The sequence below is a fragment of the Lysinibacillus sp. 1 U-2021 genome (genome assembly GCF_029916965.1).
In the GTDB taxonomy this organism is placed as follows: Bacteria; Bacillota; Bacilli; order Bacillales_A; family Planococcaceae; genus Lysinibacillus; species Lysinibacillus capsici.
Window position 1 is genome coordinate 3,493,581 of sequence record NZ_CP123966.1, and the last position, 19,011, is coordinate 3,512,591.

Annotated in this window: 25 protein-coding genes and 2 pseudogenes; all 27 read left to right on the forward strand. The window is 30.7% G+C overall.

From position 1 onward, the window contains the following. Nucleotides 1-26: 26 nt before the first annotated feature. The 27 genes and pseudogenes from QH639_RS18250 (at nt 27) to QH639_RS18380 (ending at nt 18,887) form a co-directional block, all read left to right on the forward strand. Nucleotides 27-809: a hypothetical protein gene (locus QH639_RS18250; protein WP_281114948.1), complete on the forward strand. Its 783-nt coding sequence runs from the start codon at nt 27-29 to the stop codon at nt 807-809. A gap of 44 nt (nt 810-853) precedes the next feature. Then, nucleotides 854-2,008: an AAA family ATPase gene (locus tag QH639_RS18255; protein WP_281114949.1), complete on the forward strand. Its 1,155-nt coding sequence runs from the start codon at nt 854-856 to the stop codon at nt 2,006-2,008. 62 nt (nt 2,009-2,070) lie between these two features. Next, a complete protein-coding gene (locus QH639_RS18260; RefSeq protein ID WP_281114950.1) occupies nt 2,071-2,661 on the forward strand; it encodes a hypothetical protein in 591 nt (196 codons plus the stop codon). Nucleotides 2,662-2,674: 13 nt separating this feature from the next. Further along, nucleotides 2,675-4,180 (forward strand): DnaB-like helicase C-terminal domain-containing protein, encoded by a 1,506-nt coding sequence (locus QH639_RS18265; RefSeq protein ID WP_281114951.1) that lies wholly within the window; start codon nt 2,675-2,677, stop codon nt 4,178-4,180. 23 nt (nt 4,181-4,203) lie between these two features. Continuing rightward, nucleotides 4,204-5,262: a DNA primase gene (locus tag QH639_RS18270; RefSeq protein ID WP_281114952.1), complete on the forward strand. Its 1,059-nt coding sequence runs from the start codon at nt 4,204-4,206 to the stop codon at nt 5,260-5,262. A 14-nt stretch (nt 5,263-5,276) separates the two neighbouring features. Further along, the gene (locus tag QH639_RS18275) at nt 5,277-6,194 is read left to right on the forward strand and encodes a RecB family exonuclease (protein ID WP_281114953.1); all 918 of its coding nucleotides are present in this window, start codon (nt 5,277-5,279) and stop codon (nt 6,192-6,194) included. 29 nt (nt 6,195-6,223) lie between these two features. Continuing rightward, on the forward strand, nt 6,224-8,119 hold the full coding sequence (locus QH639_RS18280; protein WP_281114954.1) for a hypothetical protein: 1,896 nt from the start codon (nt 6,224-6,226) through the stop codon (nt 8,117-8,119). 57 nt (nt 8,120-8,176) lie between these two features. Next, entirely contained in the window at nt 8,177-8,458 is a 282-nt protein-coding gene (locus tag QH639_RS18285) for a hypothetical protein (protein ID WP_281114955.1), read from the forward strand. 91 nt (nt 8,459-8,549) lie between these two features. Continuing rightward, nucleotides 8,550-9,182: a hypothetical protein gene (locus QH639_RS18290; protein ID WP_281114956.1), complete on the forward strand. Its 633-nt coding sequence runs from the start codon at nt 8,550-8,552 to the stop codon at nt 9,180-9,182. 138 nt (nt 9,183-9,320) lie between these two features. Continuing rightward, on the forward strand, nt 9,321-9,569 hold the full coding sequence (locus QH639_RS18295; protein ID WP_281114957.1) for a hypothetical protein: 249 nt from the start codon (nt 9,321-9,323) through the stop codon (nt 9,567-9,569). Nucleotides 9,570-9,600: 31 nt separating this feature from the next. Then, a complete protein-coding gene (locus QH639_RS18300) occupies nt 9,601-9,882 on the forward strand; it encodes a hypothetical protein (RefSeq protein ID WP_281114958.1) in 282 nt (93 codons plus the stop codon). Between the two features lie 28 nt (nt 9,883-9,910). Beyond that, a complete protein-coding gene (locus QH639_RS18305; RefSeq protein ID WP_281114959.1) occupies nt 9,911-10,120 on the forward strand; it encodes a hypothetical protein in 210 nt (69 codons plus the stop codon). Between the two features lie 12 nt (nt 10,121-10,132). Continuing rightward, entirely contained in the window at nt 10,133-10,288 is a 156-nt protein-coding gene (locus QH639_RS18310) for a hypothetical protein (RefSeq protein ID WP_281114960.1), read from the forward strand. Nucleotides 10,289-10,325: 37 nt separating this feature from the next. Then, on the forward strand, nt 10,326-10,805 hold the full coding sequence (locus QH639_RS18315; protein WP_281114961.1) for a hypothetical protein: 480 nt from the start codon (nt 10,326-10,328) through the stop codon (nt 10,803-10,805). A gap of 276 nt (nt 10,806-11,081) precedes the next feature. Beyond that, a complete protein-coding gene (locus tag QH639_RS18320; RefSeq protein WP_281114962.1) occupies nt 11,082-11,708 on the forward strand; it encodes a Bax inhibitor-1/YccA family protein in 627 nt (208 codons plus the stop codon). A 56-nt stretch (nt 11,709-11,764) separates the two neighbouring features. Further along, the gene (locus QH639_RS18325; protein ID WP_281114963.1) at nt 11,765-12,373 is read left to right on the forward strand and encodes a hypothetical protein; all 609 of its coding nucleotides are present in this window, start codon (nt 11,765-11,767) and stop codon (nt 12,371-12,373) included. Between the two features lie 47 nt (nt 12,374-12,420). After that, nucleotides 12,421-12,855, forward strand: a complete 435-nt coding sequence (locus tag QH639_RS18330) for a hypothetical protein (protein ID WP_257521615.1) — start codon at nt 12,421-12,423, stop codon at nt 12,853-12,855. Between the two features lie 122 nt (nt 12,856-12,977). After that, a complete protein-coding gene (locus QH639_RS18335; protein WP_281114964.1) occupies nt 12,978-13,685 on the forward strand; it encodes a 3D domain-containing protein in 708 nt (235 codons plus the stop codon). Nucleotides 13,686-13,790: 105 nt separating this feature from the next. Continuing rightward, the gene (locus QH639_RS18340; RefSeq protein ID WP_281114965.1) at nt 13,791-14,132 is read left to right on the forward strand and encodes a hypothetical protein; all 342 of its coding nucleotides are present in this window, start codon (nt 13,791-13,793) and stop codon (nt 14,130-14,132) included. 207 nt (nt 14,133-14,339) lie between these two features. Beyond that, nucleotides 14,340-14,759, forward strand: coding sequence for a hypothetical protein (locus QH639_RS18345; RefSeq protein ID WP_281114966.1), 420 nt, complete (start codon nt 14,340-14,342; stop codon nt 14,757-14,759). A gap of 176 nt (nt 14,760-14,935) precedes the next feature. Then, nucleotides 14,936-15,271 (forward strand): hypothetical protein, encoded by a 336-nt coding sequence (locus QH639_RS18350; RefSeq protein WP_340815402.1) that lies wholly within the window; start codon nt 14,936-14,938, stop codon nt 15,269-15,271. A 38-nt stretch (nt 15,272-15,309) separates the two neighbouring features. Next, nucleotides 15,310-15,525, forward strand: a complete 216-nt coding sequence (locus tag QH639_RS18355; RefSeq protein ID WP_281114967.1) for a glutaredoxin — start codon at nt 15,310-15,312, stop codon at nt 15,523-15,525. Further along, nucleotides 15,522-15,884, forward strand: coding sequence for a class Ib ribonucleoside-diphosphate reductase assembly flavoprotein NrdI (nrdI, locus tag QH639_RS18360; RefSeq protein WP_281114968.1), 363 nt, complete (start codon nt 15,522-15,524; stop codon nt 15,882-15,884). The genes QH639_RS18355 and nrdI overlap by 4 nt, the downstream gene beginning before the upstream one ends. Before the next feature lie 4 nt (nt 15,885-15,888). After that, nucleotides 15,889-17,982, forward strand: coding sequence for a class 1b ribonucleoside-diphosphate reductase subunit alpha (gene nrdE, locus QH639_RS18365; protein WP_281114969.1), 2,094 nt, complete (start codon nt 15,889-15,891; stop codon nt 17,980-17,982). Beyond that, a pseudogene (locus QH639_RS18370) lies at nt 17,970-18,206 on the forward strand (ribonucleotide-diphosphate reductase subunit beta); the annotation flags it as partial. The gene nrdE and the pseudogene QH639_RS18370, both read left to right, overlap by 13 nt. A 56-nt stretch (nt 18,207-18,262) precedes the next feature. Next, nucleotides 18,263-18,391 (forward strand): annotated as a pseudogene (locus tag QH639_RS18375) (IS30 family transposase); the annotation flags it as partial. Between the two features lie 28 nt (nt 18,392-18,419). Continuing rightward, nucleotides 18,420-18,887, forward strand: coding sequence for an ABC transporter ATP-binding protein (locus tag QH639_RS18380; RefSeq protein WP_281114970.1), 468 nt, complete (start codon nt 18,420-18,422; stop codon nt 18,885-18,887). Nucleotides 18,888-19,011 lie beyond the last annotated feature (124 nt).

Here is a 19,011-nt window from a genome sequence, read left to right on the forward strand (position 1 = left end):
TGTAAAAATTCAATTACGGAAGGGAGGTGGCGTTTATAGAAAAAATTAATAATGAAGAATTTAAAATTAAAGAAGGAATTAAGAAAGTAATGGAATCTTTGATGCTTGATAGGATGCCGACATCTTATGAGATTCGATCATTAAAAATACCTAAATTAGACAGTTTAATCAGTAAAAACGGAGGATATCCTCATTGGGCGAATAAATTAGGACTCCAAAGTAAAAAGAACATAGTCAAGTTAAGTCGAGATGAAGCAAAGTCTCTTATAATTGAGGTAGTAAATGAATTAAAACTAAATAGAATGCCAAGTGGCAATGAAATTAGAAGTGTGTTTAATGATTACGTGTTACATAATTATATTTCTAGGCACGGAGGATTTCGTCAATTTGCTGAGGAATTGAACCTAAGTATTAAAGAAAGCGAAACTCAATTAGGTCAAGATTATGAGCAAATAGCAATATCTATTTTAAAAGATAAAGGTTTTAAAATAGAAAAGATGAGTACTGGACATCCATTTGATTTGTTGATAAACAATGTCGTGAAAGTAGATGTTAAAGTCGCAAGACCTCATATGTTAAGAGGAAAAGACAGAGTGCATACTTTTGGAATCAATAAAAAGTATGGTTCATGTGACATCTACATCACAGTCGCATTAGATGAGCAAGATAACATAGAAAAGTTCTTAATCATTCCGTCACACCATCTGAGAGTGGTTACTTTATGTATAGGTAAAAGTAGTAAATATGACGTGTATAATAAAAAATTCGAATACATAGATAAATATAGTGATTTTTATAAAGTAATTTAGATTAAATGTAAAAATACATAATTGAAATGGAGAGGTTTATTTTTATGGCAGGATTCCGTAACAAAGTAAAAAACAACAAACCAAAGGTAGAATTACAAAGCATTACAACATTAGTAGCAGGTACATATAAGGCAGGTAAAACACGTTTATGGAAAGAAGTTACTGAGCTTCACTATCTTACACCAGATGATGTCCTATTGATGGCATTTGAAGACGGATATGAAACATGGGAAATTGACAATATTGTACCGTTACATAAAGAGGGTACTGATGATACTCTATGGAAAGTTTGGGAGTTCTTTAAAAAGTCTGTCGTACCAGACTTAGTAAAAGAAGCCAAAGAAGGACGTATTACAAAGCTAATCGGTACTGACACTGCTGACCGAGCAATAGATGCATGTACAGCTTGGATTCTGTATGATCGAGGGAAAAAATATGCTAAAACCTTTGTATCTCTTCAAGACATCTCAGATAACACTAAAGAAAATGGATGGACTGTTTTATATGAGGAATTAAAGAAACCCTTTGATACATTAAAAAATGCAGGATATGGCTTATTCCATTTAGCGTGGGCTAAAGAGAAAGAAACCACTTTATACGATGGAATGAAATACAATTCAATCCAACTAATGATGAACAACACTGGACGTAAAGTGTTTGAGTCTCAAGCAAGTTTAATTTGCTGCTTACATAATGAGACATCCGTATTAGATAAACATGGTAATGAGTTAGAGGAGAATTTAACTGATAAAAAGAATCGTGAAAAAGCTTCAAACTTCCATGAAACAAAAACAATGATGTATTTCCGACCATCCGAATATATCGAAATTGCAGGTGGACGATTCACAAATCTTCCTGAAAAAGTGGAGTATGGTGCTGAAACATTCTTGAACGTATTTGAAGAAGCAGTTAAAGGACAGTTAAAAAAGACAACTCAAACGGTTGCTGAATTAAAGAAAGAAGAACAAGAAGAACGTGAAGAAAAAGTTAAAGAAATGGCTGAAAAATTAGAAAATGATCCAGACGAAGTATTTTCTCAAATTGAAGAAGTCATTTCGACTATGAGCAAAGACCAGAAGGTAGAGGCAAGTGTAGAGTTTGAGAAAGTCTTTAAGGTTAAAAACTATATGCAAGAGAAAGGTAATCTAGAAAACTTAAAGATTGCGTTAGGTATTGTAACAAAAATTGTCAGTAAGTAATTAACGATAATTAAGGGTAGGATTAATTTTCTACCCTTTTATTATAAAAAGAGGTGAAATAAATGCCGAAATGTCACTGGTGTAAAGATATTGGTGAGAAAGAACGAATGCATTGTGATGAGAAGCCAACAGGTAAATTTAATAAGAACGGATCACCAAAAATGTTTAGAAAGTATTTTCATTCAAAGTGCCATGAATTGTTTCTAAATGACAAAGAGTATAAGAAGATTGAAGCAACTAAATTGAACGATTTATACATTTATATACGAGATTTACACGGTCTTATATCTTTAGATGAAAGAATGATGGAGAAAATACAGGACTTACGAAATGGGACGATTAAGATCGCCAACAAAAAAGTAAAGAAATACAAGTCAGGTGTGCCTTATGAATTGATGCTACAAACCTATCGATATAACGCAAATACAATTGATGATGTAATACGTAAGATGCACTTTAAAGAAAAATGGAACGAATTTTCATACATATTTGGAATAGTCACCAAAAGTGTTAATGATATCAATACTATGAATATACAAAAAGAAAAGACAGATACTTTCAAGAGTAAAGTATCAACAGAATCAATTGAGATTGATGTTAAAAAGAAAGAAGTAAAGAGAGTAGATGAAATGGATATATCAGATATTCTGTAGGAGTTGAGAATAATTGAATTATGCTAAAGAATTTGTAGAACCTTCATTTTTACATGAATCTTTACTTTGTGGATATTTATGGAGTAATCCAAATCTGTATCAAAAGTACAAGACGCATAAGATAACAAGAGAAACATTTACTGAGAGTGTATGGTATTTTTACTTTACATTAGGATTTGAAATGTACAATAACGGGATCAGGAATTTTGATGATAAAACAGTTTATACATATATTGTTTCGCAGCCAAAAGAAGTAGGGAAAAAAAGTTATATTGATTCATACAATATATTTGGTGGTTACGAAACCATTTCAGAACTTATGAACGCTTGCAAAGATGATTCACAAAATGACGAGTATCATTTCAGTGAAATACAAAAATATGAAAGTTTAAGGAAGTTACAAGATGAAGCATTAATTAATGTTAATGATAAAGCTTTGATAAATAAGCTATGTAAAATTACATTAAAACAAGTTCAATTATACATACAAGTAAAAACTAAAGAAGTATTTGCACAAGTCAATTCTGGTGATGTAATCGAACATGATCTTGTAGATAATTTAGAAGAAACTATTGAAGATCTAGATAAAGGTGAAGCTATGGGTATTCCTTTGCATGATGCCCCTATATTAAACAGGAAAATTAAAGGATGGAAGAACGGTTCACTTTACTACTTAGTATTGTCCTCTGGAGTTGGTAAAAGTTCCATTGCTATGGAGAAGTTTATTCTTAGTTTATTTGAAAATAAAGAGAAAGCTATACTAGCAATCAATGAGGAGAGTGTTAAAAAATGGAGACAGTTACTATTAGCAACTATTTCAACTAAAGTTTTAAAGAAACCTATTAATCGTGAGAAAATGAACAGTGGTAATTTCTCACCAGAAATGTTTGAAAAGCTACGCAATGCATCTAAGTGGGCTAGAGATAATGGTCAAGGACTAATTAAAACATTAGAGTTAAAGAAATTCCGTATGCAAGACATACATAATAGGGTTGAATTGTATCGTCCTAAAGGATATTCAAAATTAATAATAGATACATTTAAGCCTGATCGTTCACAAAATGATATGGCACGTTGGGAAGCTTTTTCTAACTCCGCACAAGAGCTACACGAATTGATTAAAGAAGATAATTACAATGTGGGTACTTTAGCTACAGTACAATTGAAGCTAGGTAAAGAAACACGATTCCTTGACTTAGATAGTACAGGTAAGAGTATGGAGATTAATGAAGTAGCAGCTGTTGTTATGATGGGACGCTTACTATTTGATGATGAATACGGCGATGAAGATGGAAAAGGAAAATTTGCTCTTAAGCCATATACCTATAAGAAAGACGAGCTAACTGGAGAATGGTATAGAGAACCGTATAAATTAAATAAAGACAAAAAATATCTTGTATTATTTTTAGCTAAGAACAGATTTGGCAGCGAAGAAGAACAGATTATTTATGAAGTAAACTATGAAATAAACTCATTCAAAGAAGTGGCTTTAGTTAAAGTTCCTCGATACGGAAATTAATTGGGATATAAGTAGGTGGAGGGATGTCTGAATTACGACAAATAGAAGCGAGGATATACAACGAAGATCGAATAGAAGAACTTTTAGAACATCTAGACTGTTGGAATATAATGACAGAGCAACACGGCATACTATATGTAGCTGGTCTTCCTGAAGGAGATAATCCTAGAAGTGTTCAGATTAAGAACATTGAGTCATTGTCAGTAAATATAAGATCCAAGGGTATAACAGGAAGTATATTCGACTTAGTAAGTTACATTATTTTTGGTTCTGAAACTGAACAAGAGAGGAAGGAAACTTTATCAAAAAGTAAATTTTGGATTTGTAATAAATTAAATTATCCAGAATTTATTGATGAGTTTTATAAAGTTACTTCTGATATACAAACACCTGTTAAAGGGTATAATGACTGGCTTAAAAAAGCTTCAAAAAAAGATAGAGAAGATAATGGTTCAAACGTATTACTATCAAACGAATACATAAATGACTATCAGACAGTACCTTATTATGGTTGGTATAAAGAAGGATTAAGTATAAGTACTCAAAAATGTTTTCAAATAGGGATTGATGTGAATACAGAGCGTATTACATTCCCTGTACATAATAAACATGGAGAAATGATAGGAATAAAGGGTCGGTATTGTGGTAAAAACAAAGAAATCGAAGATAAATACAAATATCTTTATTTAATACCATGTAACAAATCGATAGAGTTATTCAACTTACATAGAGCATTACCACATATATTACGCTTAAAAGAAGTAATAATTGTTGAGGGTGGGAAAACTACAATGTTTTTAACGCAATGGAACTATCCCAACGTAGTATCAATTGAAGGAGATTCATTGTCTCCTATGCAGATTAAGTTACTTAAAGATTTAGGGTTAGATATAAAATACATATTTGCATATGATAAAGATAAGAATGCTGAGTACGTAAAAAAAGAAGCATCAAAATTAACAGGAAGAATGAAATATGGAATTATTGATCTTGAAAACAATTTAGAACATAAAGATTCTCCTACAGATAAAGGGAAAGAAGTATGGGACAACTTATATAAAAATAATAAATACAAAATATAGATAGGAGAGGTTATTTGAGTACCCTACCAAAATTTAGTTACAGTAAATTGGACACCTTTGTTCAATGTCCAATGAAATATAAACATAAATATGAAGATGGCAATTATGCACAATCTGATGCTATCCATTTAGATTTAGGGAACTTATTACATAAAATATTAGAAATTAAATATAGAAATATAATCGAGAATAAGGTGAATGATTATACATACTTAAAGGAGATTTATCTAGAAGGTATCGCTGAAGATACAGATAAGGATAAAGGTAAGTTCATTATTGGCTTAAATTTAATCAAAGAAAAGTTTGGACAACAATCATTTTTTGAAGTCAATGCGAAGAGTAACCTAAGTTATGAAGACAAGATGGAAACATTTTTACATTACCTTGAAAACGATTCAATAGGTGAAGGATGGAAACCTTTAGCTGTAGAGGTTAACTTTAATTTTGAGTTCGAAGGAAGAGTGATTCTTAATGGGTTTATTGATCGCATTGACATTAATGATAAAGGAGAATTACGAGTAGTAGATTACAAGTCTTCTAATAAGTTGTATGAAGACAAGGACTTAACCACTCCTTTGCAAATGTTTATTTACGCTTTAGCATGTGAAAACATCTACGGAAAAACACCAGTTGAATTTATGTACGATATGATTCTTCTTGGAGAAAAACAGTTAGCGTGTACAAAAGGTTATCATAAAAGAGGATTGAAAAAGTTAAACAAGATTTTAGATTCAATTTTTGAAGCAGAAAAAACAGGTATATATGTACCTAAAGCAACTCCGTTGTGTCATTGGTGTGACTATTCTATTACAAATCCTAATGCACCCTTTTATTCACAAGAATTATGTAATTACTATAGCTTATGGACACCTGACAATAAGACATTTAAAGTTAATCGAAAATTTGAAGAATCGGATGAATTGGAATTTTAATAAAAGGAGTTTAAGGGAGGAGTGAATGGTTGAGTAAAGTACTAGAAGGAAAGAAGTTAATATTCATGGACTTCGAAGTATTCTCAAATAGTATTCATCCAAAAACAGGACAACCTTATTGGATGGTTGTATTTATAGAATTAAGTTCTATGAAGAAGTTTACCATCAAAAATGATTATGCTAAGTTAAAATGGTTCTACAATGCTTATAAAGATGATGTATTTGTTGGATATAATATTCGAGGTTACGATCAGTGGATTATGAAAGGTCTTCTTTTAGGACAGGATGCAGGATATATTACTAAACAAATCATCGAGGAGGATAAGAAAGGTAGTTATGTTATCAGGAATCATAAGTCTATATCTATGAATATTTTCGATATAGCTACTGGTTTCCATGGATTGAAACAATTAGAAGCTTTTATGGGTAGTCGAATTAAAGAATCAGACGTACCATTTGATATTGATAGACCTTTGACTCAAGAGGAAGAAGATGAAGTAGAAGAATACTGTACTCACGATGTGTTGGAAACAATCAAAGTATACCACAAACGTATATCCGCATTTAACGCTCATGTTGGATTATTGGATATGTTTGATTTATCAATAGAACATATTTCCAAAACTTCAGCTCAATTAACAGCTCATATTTTAGAAGCAGAGAAGCAAGATTATAAAGATGATGAATTTGATTTCATTTATCCAGATACATATAGATTAGAAAAATATCCCCAAGTAAAGGAGTTCTTCGACTCAATTAAAAATGGTACATTTGTTCCGACTAAGTTTGAAAAAGGAAAACCTAAAATTGAGGTTGAATTTGAGATTGCAGGTGTACCTACTGTGTATGCTTTAGGTGGATTACACGGTGCGATTAAAAACTATATGTATGAAGGAAAAATTTATTCACTGGATGTAGCGTCACTCTATCCTGCTTTAATATTAGAATATGGACTAATGAGTAGAGCTTGTGAATCAGATGCTAAATTTAGATATATTCGTGATGAACGAATTATATTAAAGAAAGCAGGAAATCCATTACAAGAAGCTTTGAAATTGGCAATAAATACAGTGTACGGAACGTTTGGAGATCAATATAACAATTTATACGATAAACGTATGATGCGTTCTGTATGTGTAGCAGGTCAAATTCTATTAACTGATTTTATTGAGCGTATAGAACCTTATTGTACATTGTTCAATTTAAATACAGATGGTGTATTCTTTGTATGTGAATCAGAAGATGATTTAGCTAAAATTATTGAAGCTCAAAAAGAATGGGAGCAGCGCACTAGATTAATTTTAGAGTTAGAAGAGTATGTGAGAGTAGTACAAAAGGACGTTAACAATTATATCGTAGTACCTGAAGGTGAATTATACACCGAAAAAGGTAAACCTAGATGGAAAGCTAAGGGTGCTTATGTAAAACAATTATCAGAAATTGATTATGACTTACCTATCGTTAATTTCGCAGTAACTAATTATTTCTTAAAAAATAAACCAGTTGAAGAAACAATAAATGAATGTAATAAATTGCACGACTTCCAACGAGTAGTTAAGATGACAAACGCTTATGATTACGCAAGGAAGAATTGTAAGTTCGAAGCTGTTAAAGTATTAAACGAAGTTACAGGTAAAATGAATAAGAAGGTAATGTTAGTAGATGAAGGTTATCTATTACAAGATAAAACTTTCCGAGTATTTGCTTCATTAAGAGAAGAAGATGGTGGACTATTTAAACAGAAAAAAGGAGAAAATCCTGCTAAATTCCCTAACACATCTGAGAAATGTTTCATTGATAATGAATCTATGGAAGGGAAAACTGTTCCTGATTATTTAGATCGTCAATTCTACATTGATTTGGCTCAAAAACGAGTGAATCATTTCTTAGGTATTAGTAACCGTAAGAAGAAAGATGATAAATAACAAAATACATAAAAGTTTGATAAAAATTAAATATTATTGAAAATGGAGGAGTTAACTATGTTAAAAGAAGCTAAGTCAATCGGAGAATTAACAAGTAAAAGTGGAGAATTAATTGGTATATCGTTAAAAAGTGTCAAAAAAGCTATTAAGCATCATATTATTAATCGAATCAACTTCTTAGAGACTGCATTAAAGTACACTAATAAAACAACCTCAAAGAATAAAATTAAGAAAGAACTTACTTACTTAAATGTAAACCTAAACGAGATGAATCTGAGCGAAAAAATGAATGAGTATGTGGATACTGTTCAGGAATTTGCTAAAACAGGTGTTAAATAAAACACACATTTGATTAAAATACATATTATTTCGTAGCAACAGCCATGTGAAAAATATTGGGTGATGACCAAACATCAGAGGAGAATAATAAATGAGTATGAAAACATTAAATAACATGGATTTAATTATTAAGGAAATGAATGATCAGTTAAATAGTCGAATGGATTTTAAAGGAGTAAAAGCATTATCTCATTCATATGAAACATTATTAAATCAGCTACAGTATACGCATGATGACTTTAAAAACGAAGATGTAATTAAAAACATATTAAAGCAGAAGAAGTTTATTGAGAATATTTTAGACATTTTAGAAACGAATTCTATACCTCAATTACTATCTAGCAAACTATATTTAGAAGTAAATCATTTAACAACTACTGTCTCACGAGTAAATTCAATTATTCCACAGTTAAATACCTTGTTAAATAAGATATATGAAACTCATAACCCTAAAATTATGATACTTACTGATAGTCGAAAAGGTGAAGAGTTATTGTATGAATTAATCAAATCTAATGATGAAGAGATCATATATCAATCCTCTAAATTACACAGTGAAATCATTAGGACTGATAAACATAACTATTATGTAGTATGCGATTTTAATGAGAGAGATCGAGGTATGAGATTTAGTAAATTGTACATCGACAAAGATATGAGTAGTCAAAAATTTGAATTAGCTATGAAATTTGCATCGTCAGATAAAGAGTTTGAAATATTTTAATCTAATTTTACATAGATAGACAAATGAGAAAGTTTGTGAAATTTGACACCATACAAACGTTGAGATAATAACATTCCTAAATTAATTTCACAAACTTTTTTCAATAAAATCACACTATTATTAAAAGGAGAGATTATAATGGACAATGTTTATTTAAGTTATACAGACGATGAAGACTTACTAAATTATCTAAAAACAATGAAGGATTCAGCATCTGATATTTATGATGAAATGGTAGAACTTATTTATTATAGCAAGGGTGCAGGATATAGTTGTTCTCATCAAGATAGAGATTGTACGATTGAAGCACGTTATGTAACGTTAAAAAATCAAATTGATCTAATGAAGAAGTCATTTGATGATTTGTTTCTATCAATAAAAGATTAGTATTATTAAATACATAAAAAGGAGAATTAAAATGACAGAGATGAAATATTACGAATTCAATAAACATGAGTATTACGCATTAATCAAGGCTAAAACTGCCCAAAAATCAATGGAGATATATGTTGAAAATGTAGCAGGAGAAAGTGTAGAGCAAATAAAAAATGAAGGAACACCAGACCTTTTAAACAAGTATGACGCATTTGTTAAATATGGACTAGCTCCAAAAGAAGTAGATGAAAACTTTGAGGAAACTGTTAAATATTTTGAAGAAGAAACAGAAGGATTATTATTAATTGATGGTTCACTATTGTAATTCAAATACATAATTGGAGTTGAGTCTTATGCAAGATGGGAAAACATTAACCGAACAGAATGTATGGGAACATTATAAAAAGGTGGAAGCAGAAAACTTTCACCTCAAGAAACAACTCGTTAACAAAAACAAGCAAATTAAACATCTTAAACGTGTGATCAGTACATGGAAAGGTAAGTTTGAAAAGCTTACCGAAAATCGTAAGCCTAAGTACAAAAATACAATTAGAAGAAAGTAGGAGGAAAAGTGGATGGAAAGCGTAAAAGTTAATATTAAATGTGAGACAGGGATTTTCAATCGTGATGAGGTAAATATGAATCAATATCTTGAATTGGTAGATGAAGATGTGAGTAAATTACTGCCTGATAATCAATTCATTGGCGTTATGGTTATTGTTGAAAAATAAAATAGGTGGCGACTTACGCTAGAGGAGAACAATTAATATGAAGAATTTCTTAATGGATGTAATGGATTTAAAAGTGTTTGATGATAAAGGTAAATTTATCACAAAGTTAGACACTGCTACAAAAGGTATATTAGTACATAGTGATCAAGCATCGTATTTCGCAATTAATATTACAGACTTTAATATCGATATGATAAAAGCTATTGGAGAAGTTAACAATACTGAAACCTTAACTGACTTCGAAAAAGAATTAACTCCTAAATCAACTAAAATTAAATTTAAACCACTATATAACCATGAAAATGCGAAGCAGTTTAAGTTGATTGCTGAAGGTATCTTATACAATAACCTTGGAGATCCATCTCATGATTTTAAAGTAGTAATCAATAATTCAGTATTAACATCTGGTTTAGAATTTGAATTTAGTAACGTTGATATTAACGAATACACTCATGTATTTAGCATTCATGTGGATAAGGACGGAAATAGCTTTGAATTAGAATTGATTGAAAAATAATTAGTAAATATATTAGGAATATGGTGAAAATATTACTTTATTATCATATTCCTAATATGAAATTTAGATAAAATGACAATATTATCGAAAAGGGGTGATCGCATGTGTTTATGTCAATGTTTGAACTGTAGTAGTACATATGAAAGCGAAAACGAAGAAGTGTTTTGCTCAATCAAGTGTATGGATGAATATTCGGATGCATTAGGGTATTTAAAGTTTGAAAATAATTAAATAATATTTTGATTTTATAAAAGTAAATACATAGGAGTGGGTTATTTGAATAAAAATCTAGATAAAGTTTTAAAAATGTTTGGAGTAATGTGGGTGCTAACTGGAGTAGGGATGTTTCTAGGTCAGTTCATTCCAGTACAATACATCTTACCAATAGCTATTATTACGATCTTATTGGTAATTGGAATGTGGTTCACAGCTAAAAGTAAAATGGCGAGTAGTATTCTAGCTTATCTGGTTTCATTCTTGATTGGTATTACACTGTACAGTTCGATAGGATTTTATGTTGGTGAATTAGGTTTAGAAATTGTAGTTTTGGTTATTGGTACATGTACTGTTACATTTGCGCTGCTAGGTTTGTTTGGATACAAGTTGCAAAAGGATTTAAAAGGATGGGGAATGATTTTATTTGTAGCCTTAATAGGATTAGTTATTTTCTCATTCATTGCAATTTTTATTGGATTCAGCAATTTAATTATGGTAATTGTATCAGGATTAGGAGTAATGATCTTCTTAGGGTTTACAATTTATGATTTCAACCAGATTGCTCAACGAGGAGTAGAAGATAATGAAGTACCAATCACAGCTTTAAATTTGTATCTGGATTTAGTTAATCTAATTTTAGAAGCATTGAGACTAGTGTATTATTTGAAAGAGTTATTAGAAGACTAAATAATAGTTTGCTTTTATAAAAATACATAAAAAATAAAAAAGGATGGTAATTAATTATGAAAACAGTAAGCGAAATCAAGCAAGAGATGGAGTTAGTAGAAATCGTTAAATCAGCATTAGATGTGAATGGACAAGTTGCTCGTAAATTAATCAAAGAATGGACTAGCGATGAAGCAAAGGAATTTAAAGTTAGTATTGATCCAAATAAATACAAATGGGATAAAGCAATTTTGGTCAAAGGCGAATATATTTTAAACAAAGCTGATGCGGATAAATTTTTGAATTCGTCAAATAAGGTAGCTGATATTTTAAATAAACACTGGTCAAATTGCATTGCTAAAGTTGAAAGTGAAAACCCTGTAGAACTTAAGAAAGACTTTAATATTAAATCAATCCCTTTACAACTTCTAACAAAAGTGAACAAAGATACATCCAGTAAAGAAATTGAACACATTTTAAATACTATTAAGAGCATTGAACCTTCTGGTATTATCAAATTCAGTAAAGAATATACAGAGTTAACTCGTCTAGAAGGAATTTTGGAGAATAGAATTGAGGAAAATCTAAAAGTCAATGAATATAAAACCTTAGAAATTAATGTTCGATTATTAAAGAAAATAAAAGAGAATTATAAACCTTTTAAACCAATCGGATGTACGATTTAATAAAAACCATATTTTAAGAAATGGATATACAAGAAAGGAATGATCGTATGACAGTAATGACAATTTTAACAGCAGATGACTTGTCCAATGTAAAAGTAGAAATCAAGAATGTTTCAGTAAAGTATTATAATTATCATGAAAATATTCCAGAAGAACTCTATTCACGTTTTAAATCAGATTTACCTTCTAAGATTATCTTTGGTTCAGAAAATGTATATACAAAGTCATTTACAAAGATACTATATGATAATGGATATGAATTATCGGAAAATGGAGATGTTCTTGTTATTAATAATGATGACATTTGTTATGCTACTTTAGAAAAAGAAGTTGAAAATATGCTAGGACAATTCACACTAGAAATTATTGATGAGTATGATGCTGAAACTATACAAAATTTACTATTGAAGAGTGGGTATGTCATTTCATCTAAAATTACTAATGATAATACATTTATTACAATCCATGAAAAATTAAATTAGTTATAAGTGAAAATACATAAAATTAGAAAGTAGGGAAGTTTATTTCTGCAAGAGAATCGCACAATTATATAATTGTCATATGAGATTCGAATGAGAAGTGTTTGTAGAGAATAAGCGAATAAATGAAAAAGTTTAAAAAGTCTGTGACAGTTCCAACTATTATCGTATGCACCCTTGGTTGGGGAGTATTTGCATCTAAAGCTATACAAGAGAATCATAAGGAAGAGAGTAGTAATGTACATAAATACACTTCTGATGAAGTTGAGAAAAGGTTAGCTGCTTACCGATTTATACCACCTTATGACAATATTAAAAAAGAATATGAACGCTTGAAAGAAGAGGAAAGAAAAAGGTTAGAAGAATTAGAGCGTCAACGTTTGGAAAGGTTAGAGAAAATTAGGTTAGCAAAAATTGAAGAAGCAAAAAAGATAGCTGAACAGAAACGAATTGAAGAGTTAAAGAAGCAACAACAAGAAGAAGTAATAAGTAGAGGAGATACTAACTCTACAGGAAATTGGATGACGTTTAATGCAAGCTATTACACAGCTTATTGTTCAGAAGGCTGTACGGGCGTAACTGCAACAGGATACGATGTGTCTAATACGATTTATTACAATGGATTAAGAATTATTGCAACCGATCCAAAGGTAATTAAGTTGGGGACAATTGTAGAAGTCAAAACTCCGTATGAAACGTTCAAGGCTATTTCACTTGATACAGGAGGGGCTATAAAAAATTACAAAGCAGATATATTGGTATCCTCTACACAAGAAGCTATTAATTTAGGAAGACATAATATTCAAATCAGAGTTTTAAAAGAACCAAATTAATACATAAAATAATGAGTGGGTGGGTAGTTATTCTGCCCCCTACTAACTATTAAGGAAGGTGAATAATTATTGAAGTTTAGAAAACGAATCAAGTGGATTAAGAAGATGAGGAAATTAAAAGTTAAATTAAAGGATTTATGCTTTAAGAAACCATTTTACAAACATTTATATCAGCACATTAAAGATGAATTTGCTTACAACAATAAAACTGCCATTAGATATTATATGGACGCAAATACAATGCGTGATGAATCGTTTAAATTTGAAATTGAACTATATCATAAAGTATATTGTTCTCCATTTGATTCAAGATATTTAGAAACAATTTTCATGTTCACAAAGAATTACATTAGTGAAAAGATTAGTAAATACTCTGATCTCCAATTTATTTATGGTGAAGATGAATATGGATTATATTTTGAAGTAGCATATATGGACGGTTACTAAAATTAATTAAATAAATACATAAATATTACTTGTAATTATTGAACCAGATGATATAATAAGATCATACAACAAGTAAGGGAGATGAGAAGTTGAAAATCAACGATTCAGTATTAGAATACTACGGATATAAATTCGTAAATTGCAAGATTCGTGAAGAGAAAGGAATTACTTTTGAAGAATACCTTAAACGAGAGTTAGGTGATTAATTTGACCAAAGATACTCTAAAAGAAGTCATTCAGTTTGAAAAAGATTTAGCATTTGTTAGAGACTTCTTAGATAATCTACCTAAAGAGGTTGAATATTTATCACAATTGGTTGATCAGAAACAACGTGAACAAGAAGACTTATTACACCATATTGAGTTTGAAACATTACCTGCCAATAAAGGCTATGAAGCATATCGTAAATTACATATCGTTAGGAATGAACGTAGGAAAGCTAAGGATATGTTGGATGTCATGAAAAGTGCGAATGACAAGTTAAAACCTAAGCTTCCAAACATAAGTATTTTTAATAATACATTAGGTGAAGTAAGAGGAATTATTAATAAACAGAAGAATAGGAAATACAAGCCTAGAGAACTAACTGAGATAACATACGGAAATAATACATATACAAATACATAAGGATTGTGGTGATTAAAATAAATTATATTGTTGTAGGAACTGATTGTAGTGGCAAGACAAGCCTAGTTGAAATGCTTTCTGACATTACAGAGCTTAAAGTAGTGAAAGGATCAAGTTTCCAAGATTCAAAATGTACACAAGATGAATTGTTTAATAAGTTTTTAGAGTTTACTAAGATGGATAATGTAATATTTGATAGGTTTTCTTATTGTAATGAAGTGTATGCAGAGATGTATGATGACTTTGCAATGCTATCTGATGAGCAGCGCAGATTTATTGAACGAGAAATGAAAGATGAAGCAACAATTATTTACTTATATGCAGACGATGAAGTATTAGAGAATCGATTTAATTCTCGTGGTGATGATTATGTATCATTAGAGAAATTGAAATATGCTAAAGGTAAATATGAAGAAGCATTACATAAGGTTGAACATTTAGAAGTAGTAAAATTTGATACAGGTAAGATGACTACAAAAGAAATTGTGGAGCAGATATTACTTAATTATTAATAAATACATAAATTAAATTTAATGAAAGAGGTTTTGTAATGAAATTGTATACAAAAAATATTTGCCCAAAATGCATGTTGGCAAAAGTATGGATTAATGAATCTGGAAAGAAAGTAGATATTGTTAATTTAGATGAACATGAAGAGGTACGTAATGAACTAGTGACAAAAGGTTTTTCTTCAATGCCTATCTTAGAAGTGAATGATGTTTTTTACACTGATATTAAAGAAATTCAAGAAATTATTGAACAATGATTATTTACGCAAGTAGAACAGGTAATGTCAGATACATAGTAAGTAAACTGAATATACCATCATTCGAAATCAACGAAAGTTTAATAGTTAAGGAACCATACATAATATTCACATACACAGATAAGTTGGGGGAAGTTCCTGAAAAGGTAGATACCTTCCTTCAACTGAATCACGAATTTTGCAAAGGTGTAATAGCAAGTGGAAACAGTAACTTTGGAAAGAAAATGTTCTGTGAATCAGCACAAAAAATTAGTGATCAATATAATGTTCCAATAATACATAAGGTCGAATTAAGAGGATTTCAACATGATTACGATTTGATTGTTGAGAAATATAAAAAATTAATACAAGGTGAGTGATAATTTGAAAGAGTACCTAAAGTTGAATAATGAGGTTTTAAATACATATGAACGAACTGGAAGATTAGTATCAGAAAAAGATAAAGAAGCAACTAAGAAGTACTTCTTAGAGTATGTGAATGTTAAGTTACGATACTTTATTGATCTAGAAGAAAAACTTAAATACCTTGTATCAGAAGGTTATTATGAAAAAGAATTCTTAGACATGTATTCATTTGATTTCATTAAGAAAATCTATAAGATTGCATATTCATATAATTTCCGTTTTCCTTCATTTATGAGTGCAAGCAAATTCTATGAGAGTTATGCAATGAAGAGTCGTGATGGAGAAGAAATCTTAGAAAAATATGAGGATAGAATTTCTATAATTGCATTATATCTTTCTCAAGGTGATGAGCAACTTGCAGAGAAGTCGGTAAGGGTGATGATGGAAGCCTATCAGCCTGCAACACCAACTGCTTTAAATAGTGGTAAGAAAGCACGTGGTGAATTAGTAAGCTGCTTTAAATTATCTATGGATGATTCTATGAATAGCATTGCTGAAAATATTGGTTATTGTTTAGAACTATCACGATTAGGTGGTGGGGTTGGAGTTAATCTAACTGACCTTCGACCATTAGGTGATCCTATCAAGGAGATTCTGAATAGAGCAAGTGGTGTTATTCCAGTAGCTAAACTTTTAGAAAACTCATTTAGTTATTCCAACCAAATGGGACAACGAAATGGCTCAGGAGTAGTTTATCTGAATATTTTCCATGCAGACATTGAAAACTTTATTTCATCAAAGAAACCTAATGCAGATGATAAAATTCGCCTAGCGACATTATCAACAGGAATCATTATACCAAGCATTTTCTTTGAGTTAATGAAAAAGGATAAGGATATTGTTCTATTTAGCCCATATGACATCCATAAGGAATATGGTAAGCGTATGTCTGAAATCAGTATTACTGATATGTACTATGAGTTATTAGATAACCCTAGAATTCGAAAAATTAAACGTTTAAATGCACGTAATTTATACACTGAAGTAAAAAAAGCACAATTTGAATCAGGATATCCTTTTGAAATATTTGATGATAATGTCAATGAAGTACATCCACTCAAAGGTATTGGACGAGTACAAATGTCTAACCTCTGTACGGAAATCCTACAATTACAACAAAAAAGTATTATCACTGATCAAGATCAGCCTAACGAATATGGGTTAGATGTGTCATGTAATTTAGGGTCGATTGATATTCATGCAGCAGTTGAATCAGATAGCTTTGAAGATTTAGTTGACACATCAATGCGGTTACTTACAAATGTTACAACAAAGACCAATATTGTGAATGTACCATCTGTTGCAAAAGCCAATCAATTAATGCATTCCGTAGGTTTGGGAGTTATGAACCTTCATGGTCATTTAGCAACACAAGATATTATGTACGGCTCTCCTGATTCGATTAAATTTGTAGATCATTTTATGGAAGCGTTGAACTATTACTCACTTAAATCATCAATGGAGTTAGCTAAAGAAAAAGGTGAAAGTTTCTTTGGATTTGAGAAGAGTGAATATGCAAATGGCAAATACTTTGATGCTTATGTTTCCAAAGAAGACACATTACCAAATCAGAAAGTGCAAAAAGCACTAGGTAACGTACCAATTATAACTTCTGCGATGTGGAAGAAACTTAAATTAGAAGTAATGGAATATGGTCTATTTCATTCATATCGTTTAGCTACTGCACCTACAGGAAGTATCAGTTATATTCGAAGTTGTACAGCATCAATGTCTCCGATTACTGAAAGAGTAGAAATTCGTGATTATGCTGATAGTCGTACAATTTACCCTATGCCATATATGACTAATGACAATATGCATTTATATCAAGAAGCATACGATGTTAACCCTTATAAATTAATTGATTTATATGCTGCGGCACAAAAACATGTTGACCAAGGTATTTCAATGACACTATATGTAACGGATCAATGGACAACAGAACAACTAGCTAAAGTTTACATTTATGCTTGGACTAAGGGAATTAAGAGTGTTTACTATATACGTCAACGATTACAAAGCTTAGAGGAGTGTGTAGCATGTCAAATATAGTGTATGAGGCAGTCAACTGGAACAAGGCTACAAGTGAACTTGCTCAAATTTTTTGGGATCAGCAATGGAAGCAAATTTGGTTTCCTGAAGAAATTGCAGTGAGTAAAGATATTCAGCAGTGGAAGAGTTTTGAGCATCAAGACACATATAAAAAAGTATTTGCAGGATTAACCTTACTGGATACTGTACAAACAAATATCGGGATGAATCGTGTTGCTGCTTATACAGACGATTTACAGGAAAAGGCTGTCCTAACCGTTTTTGATGCATTCGAGGCGATAATGAATTTTTTATTCAATCTGTCGCATCTAAACGAAATAATATTCCTAGAAAATCACTGGATTATCGAACACCTTTGGAAGTATTTTTGAGTTACGTAAGTATTGATGATCTGTCTAACTTAATTTGACAATTAAGAAAATAAAGAAACAACACAAATGACTGAAAAAGAAAAAACAACTTTGCGTTTTAAGGAATTTGGCTTTATCTTACAAGCATCAAATTTGATTCCATTTTTGAATGTTCAAGAACAGTTAGATTTAATAGATCGTTTAGACAAGCCAAATTCAAAAAAAATAAATCGTGAAGAACTATTAGATCTGCTGGATCTAAACAAGGTATTACGATCTTATCCGAAAGATTTATCCGGTGGAGAGCGACAAAGAGCAGCAATTGCTCGCGCATTATATAATAACCCAAGCATCATATTAGCTGATGAACCCACAGCTAGCCTTGATACAGAACGTGCGCATCAAGTTGTTGATCTACTTGCACGAATTGCTCACGAGTATAATCGAGGTGTGGTTATGATTACCCATGATCTACGTTTACTAGACAAAGTCGACCAAGTTTACACCATGCAAGATGGGAAACTGTCACGTGGAAATGCTTTACAATATAATTGATAATATCGTATGATATTCACATAAAAGTAAAATCATATCAATGATGCGTTGATATGATATAAAACTCCCTAACTACTATATAGGGAGTTTTTATTTGTATATAAGTGCATCTTTTTGTCTTCAA

Bases quoted from the DNA above. Each gene is read 5' to 3' on its own strand.
- QH639_RS18255 (WP_281114949.1), top strand. From the start codon at position 854: ATGGCAGGATTCCGTAACAAAGTAAAAAACAACAAACCAAAGGTAGAA.
- QH639_RS18260 (WP_281114950.1), top strand. From the start codon at position 2,071: ATGCCGAAATGTCACTGGTGTAAAGATATTGGTGAGAAAGAACGAATG.
- QH639_RS18270 (WP_281114952.1), top strand. From the start codon at position 4,204: ATGTCTGAATTACGACAAATAGAAGCGAGGATATACAACGAAGATCGA.
- QH639_RS18285 (WP_281114955.1), top strand. From the start codon at position 8,177: ATGTTAAAAGAAGCTAAGTCAATCGGAGAATTAACAAGTAAAAGTGGA.
- QH639_RS18290 (WP_281114956.1), top strand. From the start codon at position 8,550: ATGAGTATGAAAACATTAAATAACATGGATTTAATTATTAAGGAAATG.
- QH639_RS18295 (WP_281114957.1), top strand. From the start codon at position 9,321: ATGGACAATGTTTATTTAAGTTATACAGACGATGAAGACTTACTAAAT.
- QH639_RS18300 (WP_281114958.1), top strand. From the start codon at position 9,601: ATGACAGAGATGAAATATTACGAATTCAATAAACATGAGTATTACGCA.
- QH639_RS18305 (WP_281114959.1), top strand. From the start codon at position 9,911: ATGCAAGATGGGAAAACATTAACCGAACAGAATGTATGGGAACATTAT.
- QH639_RS18310 (WP_281114960.1), top strand. From the start codon at position 10,133: ATGGAAAGCGTAAAAGTTAATATTAAATGTGAGACAGGGATTTTCAAT.
- QH639_RS18315 (WP_281114961.1), top strand. From the start codon at position 10,326: ATGAAGAATTTCTTAATGGATGTAATGGATTTAAAAGTGTTTGATGAT.
- QH639_RS18325 (WP_281114963.1), top strand. From the start codon at position 11,765: ATGAAAACAGTAAGCGAAATCAAGCAAGAGATGGAGTTAGTAGAAATC.
- QH639_RS18330 (WP_257521615.1), top strand. From the start codon at position 12,421: ATGACAGTAATGACAATTTTAACAGCAGATGACTTGTCCAATGTAAAA.
- QH639_RS18335 (WP_281114964.1), top strand. From the start codon at position 12,978: ATGAAAAAGTTTAAAAAGTCTGTGACAGTTCCAACTATTATCGTATGC.
- QH639_RS18340 (WP_281114965.1), top strand. From the start codon at position 13,791: ATGAGGAAATTAAAAGTTAAATTAAAGGATTTATGCTTTAAGAAACCA.
- QH639_RS18350 (WP_340815402.1), top strand. From the start codon at position 14,936: ATGGATAATGTAATATTTGATAGGTTTTCTTATTGTAATGAAGTGTAT.
- QH639_RS18355 (WP_281114967.1), top strand. From the start codon at position 15,310: ATGAAATTGTATACAAAAAATATTTGCCCAAAATGCATGTTGGCAAAA.
- nrdI (WP_281114968.1), top strand. From the start codon at position 15,522: ATGATTATTTACGCAAGTAGAACAGGTAATGTCAGATACATAGTAAGT.
- QH639_RS18380 (WP_281114970.1), top strand. From the start codon at position 18,420: ATGACTGAAAAAGAAAAAACAACTTTGCGTTTTAAGGAATTTGGCTTT.